This is a genomic window from Frankia sp. QA3 (genome assembly GCF_000262465.1).
GTDB lineage: Bacteria > Actinomycetota > Actinomycetes > Frankiales > Frankiaceae > Frankia.
The window spans coordinates 2535943-2551192 of the sequence record NZ_CM001489.1 but is presented as its reverse complement, the minus strand read 5'-3'; the positions used below and the strand labels follow the sequence as shown (position 1 = coordinate 2551192).

Below are 15250 nucleotides of genomic sequence, written 5' to 3'. Positions count from 1 at the left end.
GCTGGTCCCGTCAGTTCTTGAGCTGGAGTTGAGCGAGATCGACCTGGGACGGGTCGTGCAGCACGATGTTCGTCAGGTCCTTGCCGACGAGAGTCTCCTGGCCGGGCCGGTAGAGCATGACGAACCAGTGCAGTTCGGAAAGGCGCTGCGCGGCCGAGGTCATCAGCTTCCGCTGCTCGCTCTGATTGTTCTCCGGTCGCGCCTGCATAAGGATTTTCTCCAGCTGCGGGTCGGACCACTTGAAGTAGTTCTGCGCACCGCCCGCGCCGAATGACGCGATCATACCCTCCACGTCGTTCGCGCCCAGCGAGTTCAGTGCTATCTGGGCCTGGCCCTGGATATTGCGCTGGTTCCATACCTGGCCGGTCACCTGCTCGATCTCGGCCTTGACGTCGTGGAGGCGGTGCCACTGCTGTTGCAGGGTCGTGAACAACGGAAGGTTGGTCGGTGACGCCAGCAGGGTGACCTTCACCGGGCCGCCTTTCTCGGCCACGTACTCGTCAATCAGCCGCTGCGCCGCCGCGAGGTCGTTCGTCCGCTGCGTGCTGGCCTTGGCCGCTTCGGCGTCGTAGAACACCGACTTCTCCGAGAACCACGTCCTGGCCGGGGTGACCAGGCCGGCGAAGTTCTTCCGGTTTATCTCCTCGAGATCGGTGGCCAGGGTGAGGGCCGTGCGGACCCGGACGTCATCGAGCGGCGCCCGGGCGGGGTTGAAGGTGACCATCGCCGCGCCACTGGTCAGTTCGACGTGGTACTTGTAGCCGGCCTGCACGTAACGCGCCACATCCGGGGTCCAGGCGCCGACTCCGGCGAGCGCCGCCGCTCCGGTCAGCACGGCGTTGACGGAGGTCGTGATGTCCGGGGACGGCTTCACCGTGATCCCGTCGAGATACGGGCGCGGAGCATCCCAGTAACCCGCGTTCCTGGACAGCGTCAGGTGGTCTCCCCGCACCCATTCCTTCAGCACGAAGGGACCGGCGCCGACGGTCGTCTCGGGACTCGTGCCGTAGCGCGCCGCGTACCGGCGCAGTGCTGTCGGGGAGGCCACGTTGGTGCAGAAGCCGCCGCGTACCTGACCGCTGCTGAACAGCTGCTGGGGGAAGGCGCTGCGCCGTTCGGGAAGCCTGATCACGAGTGTCTGCGCAGCGGTGACCTGGTAGGACTTCAGTCCCTTGATCGTCGAATAGCACGGCGAGGCCAGCGCCGGGTCGTCCCGGATCCGATCCCAGTTGAACCGGACGGCCTCCGCGTTCAACGGGGTCCCGTCGCTGAACTTCACGCCCGCACGGATCTGCAGCGTCCAGACGGTGGCGTCCTCGTTCGGGGTCAGGGACGTTGCGAGCCGGGGGATGAACCTGCCGGTCGAGTATTCGATGCGGAACAGGTTGTCGTAGACGGCATAGCCGACGGATCCGTCGCTGCTTCCCACGGAGGCGATGGTGGCGGGATCGAAGGAGGTCGGTGAGAACCCCTGCAGCACCGTGATCGAACGGGTGGCGGAGGATGAATCCGACGACCCGCAGGCGCCGATCACTCCCGCGGCGACGGTGGCGGCCGCCAGCGCCGCGACGGCCCGCAGCCGCCGGATCACGGCCGCGCCCGTCGGGAGCGGCGGCTCGCCTCCGCGTGGTGGCGGTGGCCGCCCCGCGGCACGAACAGGAGAAAGGGTAACGGCCCGCGCCGTCTCGCGGCGCGGTGGGAGAACGTGATGAGCTCGGGTGGCACTCGGATTTCCTCGGATTCTTGTTCCTCGGGGTCCTGGATTCCCGGTGTTTGAGGTCCCGGTTTTCGCGGCGTTCCACGGCGGCGTGGCCGGTCGGAACCGCGGCGCCGGGAAGGTGCTCAACGCGGCTGGCCGTCGGCGAATTCGCCGTAGGATATGGCCGGCGTCGTACCGGTGATATGGAAGAGCATAACCTTTAACCGTTCCCTGTTGCAACAGCAGAACAGATCGGTCCGTCTGAGGTTCGTGTTAGTTAGTTCGGTCGGTGAAGAACCGGATGGGGCTCATACCAGCCGGGGATGATCTGACGGCGCAGGATGCGCCAGCTCCCGTCGCGGCGTTCGAACAGATCCAGGCAGCGGCCGAGACTCTGGTGCACGACCGCCGTGTCGTCGAGCTGCCGGGGGACGACAAGGACGGTGAGGTGGGTCTCGCAGGCGGCGCGGTCGCCGCGCACCTCGATCCAGGGATTCATCGCCAGGTGCAGAGTGACGCCCTGCCCGAGGTGGCGCAGCAGGGCGGCGGCGACCTCCGTACCGTGGACGTCGACGGGGCCGTCCGCACACGTTCTCGTCGTCAGGCTGGCGTCGGGATGGAACGCCGACGCCAGCAGCCGCTCCTCGCCCCGGTCGATGCTGTGCCAGGTCCGGACGACCGTCTCGAAGACCTGCCACTTGTCCGCCACGAGGTCGGCGTCGCTCTCCCCGGCGGTCTCGGCCACGGCCGGCCGGCTCGGCCACGCGAGGAACCGGTAGCTCGGATCCGAGCGGTCCTGCCGGCTGTCGGCGGCGTCGATCCGGCGCCCGCCGGCCGGCCCCGGCTGGCTCCAACCGCCGAGGACCCGCCGGCGGCGCACCCGCCACCGCCCGTCCCGACGTTCGAAGAGGTCGAGGCAGCGGGTGAGGCCGCGGGAGGCTCCCGACCAGTTCTGGCTGGAGGCGAAGTCGCCGCGGATCTCGATGAGCGGGGTGGTGACCGAGTGCAGGGTGAAGGTGTCCGTATAGGCCTCCCGCGCCTTCGCGATGGTGATCGCGGCGATGTCCGCGCCGTCGAGGATGACCACGTCCGGCTCGGCGGCGCTCCAGACCTTCGCCGTGGTGGAGTCGGGATGGAACACCGCGGCGAGGAGGTCCTCGTCGAAGCGGTCCACCCCACGGCAGTAGCGGACGACCGTCTCGTAGACGAGCCAGCCGTCGACGGCGTCGCGCAGTGCGGTCTCCTCCGCGCCGTCGTCGCGATCGCGATCCGGGTCGCCGGCGCCGGGGCTGTCGGCGCCGGGGCTGTCGGCGCCGGGGCTGTCGGCGCCGGCGGTCTCCACCTCGTCGAAGAGGTGGTACGAGGGGTCGCTGCGGTCGCGCCGGCTTTCGGCGCGCCGCGGCCAGCTCCCCCCGTCGACAGGGCGGTGTACCCAGAGCTCCTCGACGTGGTGGCGCAGGATCCGCCAGATCCCGGCGCGGCGCTCGAACAGATCCGTGCAGCGGCCGAACGTGTGCTGTGCCCGGCCCCGCCCGGTGACCGGGTCGAGAAGGCCGACGAACGCGGTGCGGTACGTCTCGCAGACGGCCCGGTCCCCCTGCAGCTCGATGCGGGGATTGAAGGACCTGTGCGCCACGAACGCGCCTGGATCCGCCGGGGCGCGGGCCAGGAGGGCCGACGTCACCCGCGCCGCACCGCGCAGGACGATCTCCTCGTCGCGGGCCGTGACGGTCGCCTCGGCCTCGGGATGGAAGGTAGCCGCGACGATCTCCTCGTCCACCTGGTCGAGCCCGTGACACAGCCGGATCGTCGTCTGATGGATCTGCCACTTGTCCGCCAGCTCGCGCAGGGCGGCGCGGCGGGCGGCCGTCCCGCCCTCGGCGACGTCCGTCATCTCCGTATCCCGCTTCCGATTCCGTCGGTGTGCCGTCCGGGGCGGCGGCACGGGCTCGGGGAACTCGCCAGGGTCAGGGGCGGGTTCGACTCGGGCCGTGCGTGCTCGGCGCCCGGTGCGGCGTGGTCAGTGCGGCGTGGTCAGTGCGGCGTGGTCAGTGCGTGAGGAACACGTCGTTCAGCGGCGCGATCCGGGAGTCGGCTCCCTGGCTGACCCCGTGGACGTCCTTCGCCGTCGCGATCACGGTGGTGAACTCGATGAGCGGGATGAGGTAGCTCTGGTCGACCAGCCGCCGCTGAAGCTGGGCCAGTATCTTGTCGCGATTCGTCGGGTCGGCCGCGGCGCGCTGGTCCTGGAGCAGCCGTTCCAGCTCGGGGTCGGCCAGCCGGTAGGCATTGGTCCCTTCGGTGGAGAAGGTGGTACGCAGCAGATCGGCGTCGGCCCGGGACTGGTTGCCGAAGGTCAGGTCGTAGTAGCCGGCCGTCTGGCCCGCCGGGATGCTCGGATTGGTGAGCAGCTGCAGATCGACGCCGATGCCGACCTCGCGCAGTTGCACCTGGATCTCCTCGACCGCCGTCTGGCTGGGCGCGAAGAAGGGCGCATAGCCCAGGGTGAGCGCGAGCCGCCGGCCGTCCTTCTGCCGGATGCCGTCGGGGCCGCGGCGCCAGCCGGCCTCGTCCAGCAGCCGGCCCGCTTCGTCGCGGTCACGCTTGATCTGCTCGGACAGATCGGTCCAGCCGGGCGTGGTGGCCGACAGGGAGCTGGTCGCGACCTTGAAGTCGGAGCTCAGCGCCGCGGCGCGGACCTGCTCGGGGTCGAGGGCCCTGGCGATGGCCCGCCGGACCCGCACCTCGTCGAGCGGCCGGTGGGAGACGTTGGTGTAGAGGCTCAGCGGAATACCGGGGTTCGCCCGGGTGAGGAGCTGGAAGCCCCGCCCTCGCAGGGTGTCGGTGTCCTGTGGGGGGACGTCGACGATGCCGGCGATCTGGCCCGAGACGAGACTCCCCGTGCGTACGCTCGCCTCGGGCACGATCCTGAAGATGACCTTGTCGAGGTAGGCCTCGCCGGTGTTGGTCCTCGTCGGTGCGGGCCAGGCGTAGCCAGCCCGTTTCGTGAGCACCACCTCGCTCTTCGGGGTGTAGTGGTCGAGGACGAACGGGCCGGTACCGATGACCTTGCGGGCCCGGTCCTCGAAGGGCAGCGCAAGGGTGGCCGGCGCCAGCGGCCCGAGCGCCTTGGTGGACGTGGCCTGCAGGAACGCCACGTTCGGTTGCTTGAACTCGACCCGGAAGGTGTCCCGGTCGACCACCGTCGTGCGGTCGTAGCCGAGGAACTGGGCGATGGCCGAGTCCGCCTTCGCGCCGTTCTTCACGATGTCGTCGAAGTTCTGCTTGAACACCTCGGCGGTCAGCGCCGACCCGTCCGAGAACGTGACCCCCTCACGCAGGGTGAAGGTGAACTGAGTGGCGTTGTCGTTCACCGTCCACTCGCGGGCGAGCCAGGGCCGCAGCTTGCCGGTCTTGGGATCCTGCGCGGTCAGCGTGTCCACCAGGTTCGCGCCCATGGGGTCGGTCCCGGAGCCCCCGCCCTGCGGGTTGAGCGAGATGGGATCGGCCCCGACCGCCAGGGTCAGGGTGCCGCCGCGCACCGCAGCGGCGTCGGAGCCGGCGTTCGCGTCGTCGGTGGAGCCGCCGTCGCTACCGCTGCCGCAGGCGGACAAGCCCAGCGTCACCGCGGCGAGCGCGGCGACGAGAAGCCGGGCCGGTGGCCGATGCCGTCGGGTGCGCGGAGGGGAACTGTCGATCATCATGGGCCTTTCGGCATGGCAGGTGCTTCGGCACAGCGGACAGGAAACAGCGGAAGGATTACGGGTACGAGCGGCGGGACATGCCGGAGCGGTCATCGTCCGTTCAAAGCGCGGGCGACGCGGTTTCCCGCCAGCACGGTCAGCAGGATGGTCAGTCCGGGCATCGTGCTGAGCCACCAGGCCGTGGCGAGGAAGTCGCGTCCGCCGGCGACCATCGAGCCCCATTCCGGCGTCGGTGGACGGGCACCGAAACCGAGGAAACTGAGCGCGGAAACCGCCAGGATGGCCGGTCCGAACTGCAGCGCCGCCAGGACCACCACCGGGCCGGCGGAGTTCGGCAGTACATGGCGTCGCAGCACCGCCGACCGACGGGCACCGCAGACGAACGACGCTTCGATGAAGACGCTCTGGCGTACGTGGATGACCTCCGCGCGCATGGTCCTGGCGCACACCGCGATACCGGACACGCCGACGGCCACGGCGATGTTGATGGAGCCGCCGCCCAGCACGGCGATGAGGGTCAGCGCCAGCAGCAGGCTCGGCACGGCCAACAACACGTCCATCACCCGCATGATCACGACGTCCACCCAGCCCTGCAGGAAGCCGGCGAGCAGACCGAGGAACGCGCCGATCACCAGCCCGACCAGTACCGACAGCACCGCTGTGCGCAGCGACAACGAGGCGCCGTGCACCATGCGGGAGAACAGATCCCGGCCGAGCTGGTCGGTGCCGAACAGGTGGTCCGGGCCGGGCGGCGCCAGCCGCCGCCTCGCGGTGGCCCGGGTCGGTTCCGAGGGACTGACGACGTCCGGCAGGACGATCGCCAGAACCAGCGCGATGATCCACGCCACCGAGAGCACGAGCCCTGGCTGGCGCAGGGCCGGCCGCAGCCGGCGGATGGCGGAGACCAGGTGCTCTCGACGCGGTCGCCGCCTCGACGGCGCCCCGGATCGTGGCCCGGCCGCGGGGACGGCCGGCTGGGCGCCGTCGTCCTGGAACGTCCCGGCATGGCCGGAAGGTAGGGCCGGCGACGGGGTGAGCGCGAGGTCTTGTTCGGTCACGGATGGCTTCACGCTCCGCTCGGCACCGGGCGCGAAAGACGCGCGACCCGTGGATCAAGTAGTGGATAGGTCAGGTCGACGGCGAGGTTCACCAGCACGTAGACGATGGCCGCGAGGAGGACCAGGCCCTGTACAACCGGCATGTCCTGAGCTGATATCGAGGCCGCGGTGAGCTGGCCGATCCCGTTGCGGGAAAAGACCGTCTCTATGATGACGGAACCCGCGAACAGGTCGCCCACCACGAGTCCGAAAATCGTCAGCGCCGGCAGTGTGGCATTGCGGGTGGCATGCCCGACGAGAATCCGGCCGTGACCGAGGCCCTTGGCCCGGGCTGTCTGGATGTAGGTCTCCGCCAGAGCCTGCTCCAGACTCTTCGCGAACACCTGGGCTATCTGGGCGCCGATCGGGATGGCCAGGGTGATCGCGGGCAGCGCCATCGTGCGCCATCCGCCGTGACCCGTCGCCGGAAACCAGGTGATTCGAAAAGAGAATATCTGCAGCAGCACCAACCCCAACCAGAACGAGGGCACGGCGACGCCGAGCGGGGGCAGGCTCAGCAGTGCCTGGCGCAGCCACCCGGCCTGGACGTAGTTGGCCAGCAGGGCGAGCCCGGCGCCGAAGAACAGGCCGACGACCAGCGCCAGGCCGGCGATCTGCAGCGTCCACGGCAGGGCCTCGCCGATAAGCTCGACGACCGGCCGCCCGTTGACCAGCGACCGTCCCAGATCGCCGGTGAGTACGTCGGCGGTGCGGTGCAGGTACTGGCTGACCAGGGACTGGTCCAGCCCGTACTCCGCGCGCAGCGTGTTCATCTGCTCCGCGGTGATGTCCGTGGGCTCGTAGCGGGTACGTTCCAGAACGGCGTCCCCGGGAATTCTGTACAGGACGACGAAGGAAACCGTGTACGTGGCCCAGAGAACCATTGCCGCCTGAACGACGCGTCCTAGCGCGTAGCGCAGCATTGCCAGGGGCACCCTTCATCTGGACTGCACGGTCACGTTCATCGGGAATCCGCGGGAGGGCAGGTAGATAGCAGCAGAGGTTCCGTGTCGAGACCCTGCGGGGACGGGCGACGGGCACCGTTTGCCGCTGGTTTCCTCGGAGTCGACGGAAAACACCACACGATTCGAGCGTGCGGAGATGGTGGACGGCCGGGATTTAGTTCGCCCGGCGGGGAACTAACAGTTTGCGCTGACGATCCGCATGAGGTCGACGAAGCGACGCCGCACCAGTGACATGCGGCGACAGTAGCCCGACCAGGCCCGCGCTTCAACATTCGTCCAGAAAGGTGGACGCCACCGTAGCGTTTTCTGGTCGTCGCTCGTTCGCGCGTAACGATATAGATACGCAGCGAAACTACTCTGGCGTCTACTGATCACGCCTGGGCGCGGCCGGACCGCCGTCGACGGGCAGCGCGGCCGTGCGGGTGTGCGGGCGGGCCGTCCTCAGGCCTCGCGGGCCGGTGGACCGAAGGCCTGAAGAAACGTCGAGACGGCGTCCCGGGCGAGGGCGTGCAGTTCGCGGTCGGAGATCCGCCGGGTACCCAGCCGTGACCTGGCGTCGGCCGGACCATTCAGCAGCGCGCTGAACTGTTCGGCGGCGAGCAGCGGATCGCCGGTGGTCAGCAGGCCGGCGATGGTCAGGCGGGCGAACCGGTCGGCGAGCACGCCGACGATGCGGCTCATCGCTCGCTGGTCGGCGATGTCGAGCAGGTCGGGAAGGCGGCCGACCTCGGCGACGAGGATCCGCCGAAGCTGCCATGACTGTTCGTCGCAGTGGCAGCGCAGAAGCTGATAACCCAGCTCCTCCAGGGCGGCACGCAGGCGCGTCCGGTCGGGGACGAGCCTCTCGATCGCGGCGATGTTGCGGGCGGCGACGCGCTCGGCATCCGCCGCGACGGCGTGCCGCAGCAGCGTCTCCTTATCGCCGAAGTGGTTGTAGATCGTGGTCTTGGCGACGCGGGCCTCCATGGCGATCGCCTCGATGGTCGCGTGGCTGTAACCGTCGCGCGAGAACACCGTCCAGGCTGCCTGCAGGATTGCCTGCCGTTTGTCGATGCGACCACGGAAACCGTCTCGCTGCAGGGCGCGATCGGCCGCGCGCTCCAATGCCATGGCAAGGAGACTACTACTGATACTGAAAAAACCTACGCGAACGACTAGATTTCTGGACCGGTGGTGCAGTGTGGCTCTGCCTCACCTTGACGGATGCATCCTGGGTGAACCCGGTCGAGGCCCAGCTCGACCCGCTACGCACCTTCGGCATGGGCAACTCCGACCACCCGAACCACCCCACGCTCGCCCGGAAGCTGCAGGCCTACCTGCGTCGGCGCATCGCCAACTCCCGCCACCCCACCGTCCTACAAGCCCAACGCCGCGAACGCGCCCGCGCCCGCGCCGAACGCCAGCAACGCTGGGGACGACCACGCACCCAAGCCGCCCATGCTGGAGCCACACAGGGCCGGTGGCGCGTGGCCGGCCAGCAGGTAGGCGAGGTCGCGCTCGCCCAGCGTCGGGCGCAGCGCAGCCTCGGCCGGCCCGTCGTGCAGGGCGAGGCGCCGAGTCCTTACCGGACTACCGCAGATTCGGTGAGGGTGATATGAAATGTGGTCGTGGCCCACGGGCCTTGTTCCCGATGTCGAACATCGTCGCGATAGGAACGTGTATCGCGACGCGGTGTACGCCCGGTTCCCGGGTGTCGGCCGTTGATGCTCGATCTGGCCGTGCCGGCCGCGCCCGGCCCAGTCGCGGTCATCAGCACCCGGCCGGACCCGACTCACCTGCTACCTTCCCCGGAGTTTCAATGCATCATGACCTGCCGGCGGACGCCGGATGAACATGGGCACCGCGCCTGAGCGGGCCTGGCGCACGACGCCGCGGAGCCCGCGGGCGGGAGCGATCGAGGCCGCGAGTGCCTCGCCCGCCCGGTTCTGGTCCGACGTGGAACGCTCGGGCGCCCCGTTCGTCGACGAGGTCGCCGACGATCCGGACGCGCTCGATGTGACCTTCGTCCTGCGGGCTGGACCCGCGTCCGGGCCCTGGACTCTGGCGGACGGGGTCTCGCCCAGCGCGTCGTCCGCCTTCACGCTCACCAACGTCGCCGGCACCGACGTCTGGTACGTCACGCTGCGCCTGCCCCGGGGGACCAGGGTCACCTACACGTTCACGACCGATGTGGGCCTGGGCGCGGGCCGGCGCTCGTTCGACCTCGCGAGCCACTTCGCCGCCCGGGTGGTCGACCCGTACAACCCGCGCACCATCAGCTATCCGGAGCAGGGCATCCTCAGCCCCTGGGGACGTACCGTGTCGTTTCTCGACCTGTCCCCGGCCGCCCGGGACGGCGGTGCGGACGCCCGGGTGGACCGCCGTGACGGTCAGGCCGCGGCCGGCCCGGTCAGCGTCCGTGAGGTCGCCAGCGCGGCCCTCCGGCGAGCGGTGCCGGTGTACGTGTACGCCCCGCCCCGGTCCACGATCGATGCGTCGACTCCACTGGTCGTCCTCTTCGACGGCTGGGAGGCGGTGGCGATCGGGTCGATCGTGTCCGTGTTCGAGGAGCTGGTCTCCAGCGGCGCCGTCCCCCCGTTCGTCGCGGTAATGCCCGATCCCCGTGAATACCGAGCCGATGATTTCAATCTCTCCGACGCGTATGTTGCCTTCCTCACCGACGAGCTCGTGGGCTGGGCGCGTGCCGAGCTCGGTGTCGCGGCCCGGCCCTCGGCGACGGTCGTCGGCGGGGCAAGCCTGGGCGGTCTGACCGCGCTCTACGCGGCGCTGCGGCACCCGGACGTCTTCACCGGCGCGATCTCCGTGATCGGCGCGGTCGGGGCCCACCGGAACGGCGAACGGGACTGGTTGATCCGGCACTACGCGCAGTCCCCCCGGCTGCCGGTCAGCCTGTACGTCGCCGCCGGCCTGCTCGACGACGACACCTTCCCGGGCGGGCTGCCCGCGATGCTGTCTGCGAACCGGCGCCTGCGCGACGTGCTGGCCGAGCGCGGCTACGACCTCACGTACCGGGAGTTCCCCGGAGGCCACGACTGGGTCTGGCTTCCCGAGGAGTTCGGCCGGGGCATCGCGAGCCTGCTGGGCGGCCCGGACCGAAGTGTCCGGCCAGGCTCCGCCGCCGACGACGGACGGTGAACACGGCCGCCGCGGGGCGGTCTGGCTACTTCACGTGCAGCTATCAGTGGCCGGCAGCCGGGAGCGCGGGGGTTCACCCCGCTGCCGAAACGGTGGAGGGTCGAGCGGACGTTCGACACTCTGATGTTGCACCGGAGGCTGGCCTGGGGCTACGAGGCGAAACCGGCTGCTCGGCCTGCCGGCACCCGCGTGGCTGCCGACGTGGCTGGGCTGGTGCGGACCGCTCGCCGCGCTCTGGGCGTGGGCGCTGGCGCTGCTGTGCTGGCACTGGGCCGTGCCAGTTTCGGTGATACCCGTGACACCTGGTGCCGCAACGCTCATGATGACCTTCGTACCCCCGCCAAGCGAGCCGAGCGAGGTCCGAAGACCGAGAGACCGTGGCAGGTCGGTGACGAGCGCGGCGTGTGTGCGCGGGCCTCGGCCGCGATGAAGCTGGGAGGCCAGGTTGCCTGACCGCAGTGACGGGCACGCCAGGTGGATCATCGACTGGTTGGAACGTGATGTGGGCGGGAAGGTCGTACGCATCGAGCGGCAGGCTCGATGGCGCCCGGCCTGGTGGGTCGACGTCGAACGCGACGGCGTGCTCCTGCCCTTGTACGTGCGTGGCGAGCGGGTCGACTCGCCGTCGGCGTTCCCGCTGCGGCACGAGATGCGTTTCCAGTCGGTCCTGCAGGAGCACGGCATTCCGGTGCCGGCCGTCTACGGCTGGTCGGAGGAGCCGCGGGCGTACGTCATGGCGCGCGTGGAGGGACGGGACTCCTTCGAGGGTGTGCCGGACGATGAACGTCGCCGGGCGATGGACGACTACATCGACATTCTCGTCCGACTGCACGCGCTCGACGTGGCGCCGTTCGTGGACGCGGACATCGTGCGCGCCGGTGCCGGCGAGGATCCCGGCTCGGTGGGCCTACGGCACTTCGAGGAGACCGCCTACCGGAAGTTGAAGAAGCGTCCCGACCCCTTCCAGGAGTTCGTGCTGGGTTGGCTGTCACGTCATCGCCCCGACTCGCGCGGCCGCGAGTCGGCCATCGTCTGGGATGCCGGCCAACTCCTGCACTCCGACGGACGCATCACCGCGCTGCTCGATCTGGAGTTCGGGCACATTGGCGACCCCATGCAGGATCTCGGGGGAATGTGGGTACGCAGCCCGTTCGTCGCCCTGGGCGACCTCGCCCCGCTCATGCGCCGCTATGAGGAACGCAGCGGCACTCCGGTGGATCTCCAGGCCGTCCACTACCACTACATTCTGTGGGCCCTGTCGAACCAGCTCGAGTTCCACTCCGTGCTCGCCGATCCGGTGCCCGGCACGGACTACATGCTCAACCTGCACTGGTGCATCGAGACCAACCTGATGGCGCTCGAAGGAATCGCCACTGTCGTCGGGGCCGAGCTGGCGGAGGTGGAAGAACCCGAGCCGGTCGTGTCGGCCTACGGGCCGGCGCACCTGCACCTGACCCGTTCTCTCGAGCGGCAGGACCTCGGCGCCGGCGCGCAGCGGTACCACAACCGCATGTCCGTGCGGCTCGCCCGACACCTTCAGCGGATCGACGAGATCGGGGCCGCGGTCGTCGCCGCGGACCTCGACGACACGGCCGACCTGGTGGGCCGGCGCCCGCGGTCGTGGGCGGACGGCGAGCGGGAGCTGGAGAACTTCGTCCTCGCCGACGAGGGCCGCCACGACGCCGAGCTCGTCCGGCTGTTCCATCGCCGCCTCCACCGGGCCCGCATGCTCAACGGCCCGGCGGGCTCGTGGATCACGCGGCACCGTGACGTCCCGCAGCCCAGCCTGTGAGGGGCGGGCGCCCACCCGCGACCGGCCGTGGCCGCCCAGCGATAGCCGAGGGGTAGAAACGGTCCGAGGCCCCAGAGGGCCCCGGAGCGCGACGAACCCTCGGCAGTCGTCACCGTCCCTGTCCGGTCTGGAAAGGGCCCGCACCGCCATCAGGATGTTCGACCGCCGCGGCGCAGCGGTCACCCGGCTCGAAGTGTCTCTCAAAGCGCTACGCGGCGAGCTGGAAGATGGCCGCGATATCGGCTGGATCGGTGGCTCGACCCGAAACCTCCGTGTTCACCGATCCTGGCCGTAACGTCTACGGAAACCCGTGGCTGGCCCATGTGCCATGGCGCGCCTCGGTGCAGTGTTCTAGGGTCGCGGAGCACCTCATGAACCGCCAGGCGAGCAGGCCACGGAGCAGCGAGAATATGCCGAATGTGAAGAATACGGTCCGAGCAGGCGAAGTACTCGGCATCGTAATCGCGGGAGCCGCAGCACGTGGAGCGTACGCGGCGGGTGCGCTCGCGCACCTCGCGCCAACGATCAAGAGTTACGAGCGAGTAGTGATCGTTGGCACGAGCTCGGGGGCCGTCAACGCCGCACTGCTGGCCCAGAGTGCACACGACGTCCCGCAAAAGATCGCCGCCGACCTGACAGACGCCTGGAGAAAGATCGATTCCCGGAAGGTGTTCAATCCCATACTCTCCGCCCTCACCCTGGCCAGGAGAGCGCCCGGGTTCTTTTTTTCTCCCAGAATTACCAGCATAGCTGACACGGCCCCGCTGCGTAGAACTGCGCAGGATCTCTACCGCCCGGGCCAGGTCGCTCAGAACGTCAGCAAGGGATACCCCGAGGCCGTCGGTGTCGTCGCGACGCTGTGCCAGCAGGACGGGACCGGGGGGCGCAGCCGGGTGTTCCTCCACAGTAACAGCCCCGCGCCGCAGGTGGCCGCGGGCGGTGCTTTGGACTATGTACGGACACCGCTCAACTACAAACATGTCATCGCGTCCTCGGCGATACCCGTGTTCTTTCCTCCCGAGAAAATCGATACCCAGGGCGCGGCGGGTTTCTACATCGACGGCGGGGTTCGGCTGAACACGCCTATCAAGCCTGTCCTCGACCTCGGAGCGACACGCGTGATGATAATATCCAGTCACGCGACGGACTATCCTCCGCCGCCCGCGGGTCCCACCGGTCGTGCACCCGATGTCCTGAGCACAGGCGCGCAGTCGCTGAATGCGGTGCTCGGCGACGCCATGATCGAGGATATCGGAAACCTGCGGCGCGTCAACCACCTCGTCAAACTCGCGGGCAATAAAGCAATTTCGCCGAGCGGCAACCTGTACAAGCGTATCCGTTTTCTTCTCGTTTCGCCGGGCAGTGGCCAGCTCGCCGGCATGGCGGCGACTATATTCCGCAACCGCTATCGGGGGCTCCGGGCGATCTCACCCCTCGGCTACCTACGTGATACCGACTATCACGCGCTCGGTCTGTTGCAGACCGTGCTTCCCTTCCTGCGTATCGGTGGCGACGACCGAGAGTTGCTCAGCTTCCTGCTCTTCGACCCCCAATACATCGGAGATCAGATTCAACTAGGTGAAGCTCAAGCTGGCGCCGCATCCTGGCAGTACTAAATTCGCGGCGGTTCATCCGACGGCACCCGCGTTGCTGACCGAGTTGGACGGGGTCGAACCTGCTATTTCCGCTTCATCGTCGCCGATCACGGCCGTCGCAGCCGCGCGGAGGTGATGGCGTTGACCAGAAAATGGCTTCCGGGGTAGCCGCCTCGCGGTTGGCGTGCCCTACCGGCACGGCGCGGTGGGCGAGGGCCACCCGGAAGCAACCGGTGTTGATCAATCCGCCGGCTGTGGGCGGTCCGTCCGCAGCGCCTTACTCGCGCCGCGGTGACCAGCCGGCCGAGTACCGCTGCCGCGATCTCATAGGGTCGCTACATTAGGATGATTCGCGAGGATCATCCGATACGTGAGGGGGTTGGTCGCGGGTGACGAGTGCGGATCCACACGGCACGCAGGTCGGGACGTGGTGGAAGACCTTGGCCGACGTGCGCAACCCGGTCGACCTGCAGACCGACCAGCCGCATTCGGCCCGGATGTACGACTACTACCTCGGGGGCAAGGACCACTTCCCGGTCGACCGGGAGGCGGCCGAGCGGACCCTGGCCGTGTTCCCGAACGCCCGCATCGCCGCTCAGGCGAACCGGGCGTTCATGATCCGAACCACCCGTTATCTGGCCGCGCAGGTCGGGATCCGCCAGTTCCTCGACATCGGCACCGGCATCCCCACCAGCCCGAACCTGCACGAGGCCGCCCAGGGCATCGCGCCGGACGCCCGGGTCGTCTACGCCGACAACGATCCGATCGTGCTCACCCACGCCCGGGCCCTGCTCACCAGCACCCCCGAAGGGCGTACCGCCTACCTCGACGCCGACCTGCACGACCCCGAGAGCATCCTCGACGCTCCCGAGCTGCGCGCCACCCTCGACCTCACCCGGCCGGTGGCCCTCTCCCTGATCGCGACGATCCACTTCTTCCCCGACTCCGACGACCCTCACGCCATCCTGCGCCGTCTCCTGCAGGCGCTGCCAGCGGGCAGCCATCTGACCCTCACCCATGCCACCGCCGACTACGACGAGGGCATGGAAAGGGTTGCCGCCACCTACCGGGCCGGCGGCATTCCCGCCCAGCAACGCGGTCGCACCGACGTCGCCCGTTTCTTCGACGGCCTGGACCTGCTCGATCCCGGCCTGCAGATCGTGCACCGCTGGCGTCCCGACGACGACACCCCCAACGACCTCACCGACGCCCAGGTCAGCTTCTACGGGGCCGTCGGACGCAAGCCGTAGAAGCCATCATGGC

At 69.0% G+C, this 15250-nt stretch carries 10 protein-coding genes and 1 pseudogene; 5 read left to right on the top strand and 6 right to left on the bottom strand.

Annotation, left to right across the window (positions count from 1 at the left end):
- Nucleotides 1-10: 10 nt before the first annotated feature.
- The 6 genes from FRAQA3DRAFT_RS10395 to FRAQA3DRAFT_RS10370 all read right to left on the bottom strand — a co-directional run bounded on the left by FRAQA3DRAFT_RS10395 (nucleotide 11) and on the right by FRAQA3DRAFT_RS10370 (nucleotide 8575).
- The gene (locus tag FRAQA3DRAFT_RS10395; protein ID WP_009739013.1) at nucleotides 11-1591 is read right to left on the bottom strand and encodes an ABC transporter substrate-binding protein; all 1581 of its coding nucleotides are present in this window, start codon (nucleotides 1589-1591) and stop codon (nucleotides 11-13) included.
- A gap of 385 nt (nucleotides 1592-1976) precedes the next feature.
- On the bottom strand, nucleotides 1977-3593 hold the full coding sequence (locus tag FRAQA3DRAFT_RS10390) for a nuclear transport factor 2 family protein (protein ID WP_009739012.1): 1617 nt from the start codon (nucleotides 3591-3593) through the stop codon (nucleotides 1977-1979).
- 154 nt (nucleotides 3594-3747) lie between these two features.
- A complete protein-coding gene (locus tag FRAQA3DRAFT_RS10385; RefSeq protein ID WP_198287065.1) occupies nucleotides 3748-5403 on the bottom strand; it encodes an ABC transporter substrate-binding protein in 1656 nt (551 codons plus the stop codon).
- Between the two features lie 89 nt (nucleotides 5404-5492).
- On the bottom strand, nucleotides 5493-6461 hold the full coding sequence (locus FRAQA3DRAFT_RS10380; protein WP_157467273.1) for an ABC transporter permease: 969 nt from the start codon (nucleotides 6459-6461) through the stop codon (nucleotides 5493-5495).
- An 8-nt stretch (nucleotides 6462-6469) separates the two neighbouring features.
- On the bottom strand, nucleotides 6470-7384 hold the full coding sequence (locus FRAQA3DRAFT_RS10375) for an ABC transporter permease (RefSeq protein WP_232291999.1): 915 nt from the start codon (nucleotides 7382-7384) through the stop codon (nucleotides 6470-6472).
- Nucleotides 7385-7906: 522 nt separating this feature from the next.
- Entirely contained in the window at nucleotides 7907-8575 is a 669-nt protein-coding gene (locus tag FRAQA3DRAFT_RS10370) for a TetR/AcrR family transcriptional regulator (RefSeq protein WP_009739008.1), read from the bottom strand.
- Nucleotides 8576-8643: 68 nt separating this feature from the next.
- Between FRAQA3DRAFT_RS10370 and FRAQA3DRAFT_RS38650 the strand changes: the two are divergent.
- From FRAQA3DRAFT_RS38650 to FRAQA3DRAFT_RS10345, 5 genes and pseudogenes are all read left to right on the top strand, one after another.
- Nucleotides 8644-8901: pseudogene (locus tag FRAQA3DRAFT_RS38650) on the top strand (integrase); the annotation flags it as partial.
- A gap of 397 nt (nucleotides 8902-9298) precedes the next feature.
- Nucleotides 9299-10600, top strand: a complete 1302-nt coding sequence (locus FRAQA3DRAFT_RS31450; protein WP_051054252.1) for an alpha/beta hydrolase-fold protein — start codon at nucleotides 9299-9301, stop codon at nucleotides 10598-10600.
- Nucleotides 10601-11045: 445 nt separating this feature from the next.
- Complete coding sequence (locus tag FRAQA3DRAFT_RS10355; RefSeq protein ID WP_009739006.1) at nucleotides 11046-12392, top strand: phosphotransferase; 1347 nt, start codon at nucleotides 11046-11048, stop codon at nucleotides 12390-12392.
- A gap of 410 nt (nucleotides 12393-12802) precedes the next feature.
- Entirely contained in the window at nucleotides 12803-14008 is a 1206-nt protein-coding gene (locus FRAQA3DRAFT_RS10350; RefSeq protein ID WP_009739005.1) for a patatin-like phospholipase family protein, read from the top strand.
- Nucleotides 14009-14376: 368 nt separating this feature from the next.
- Nucleotides 14377-15237, top strand: a complete 861-nt coding sequence (locus FRAQA3DRAFT_RS10345; protein ID WP_009739004.1) for an SAM-dependent methyltransferase — start codon at nucleotides 14377-14379, stop codon at nucleotides 15235-15237.
- Nucleotides 15238-15250 lie beyond the last annotated feature (13 nt).

What these genes read in the sequence shown, in the direction of transcription:
- FRAQA3DRAFT_RS10370 (WP_009739008.1), bottom strand. Translation starts at nt 8,575, where the DNA reads ATGGCATTGGAGCGCGCGGCCGATCGCGCCCTGCAGCGAGACGGTTTC.
- FRAQA3DRAFT_RS31450 (WP_051054252.1), top strand. Translation starts at nt 9,299, where the DNA reads ATGGGCACCGCGCCTGAGCGGGCCTGGCGCACGACGCCGCGGAGCCCG.
- FRAQA3DRAFT_RS10390 (WP_009739012.1), bottom strand. Translation starts at nt 3,593, where the DNA reads ATGACGGACGTCGCCGAGGGCGGGACGGCCGCCCGCCGCGCCGCCCTG.
- FRAQA3DRAFT_RS10385 (WP_198287065.1), bottom strand. Translation starts at nt 5,403, where the DNA reads ATGATGATCGACAGTTCCCCTCCGCGCACCCGACGGCATCGGCCACCG.
- FRAQA3DRAFT_RS10375 (WP_232291999.1), bottom strand. Translation starts at nt 7,384, where the DNA reads ATGGTTCTCTGGGCCACGTACACGGTTTCCTTCGTCGTCCTGTACAGA.
- FRAQA3DRAFT_RS10350 (WP_009739005.1), top strand. Translation starts at nt 12,803, where the DNA reads ATGCCGAATGTGAAGAATACGGTCCGAGCAGGCGAAGTACTCGGCATC.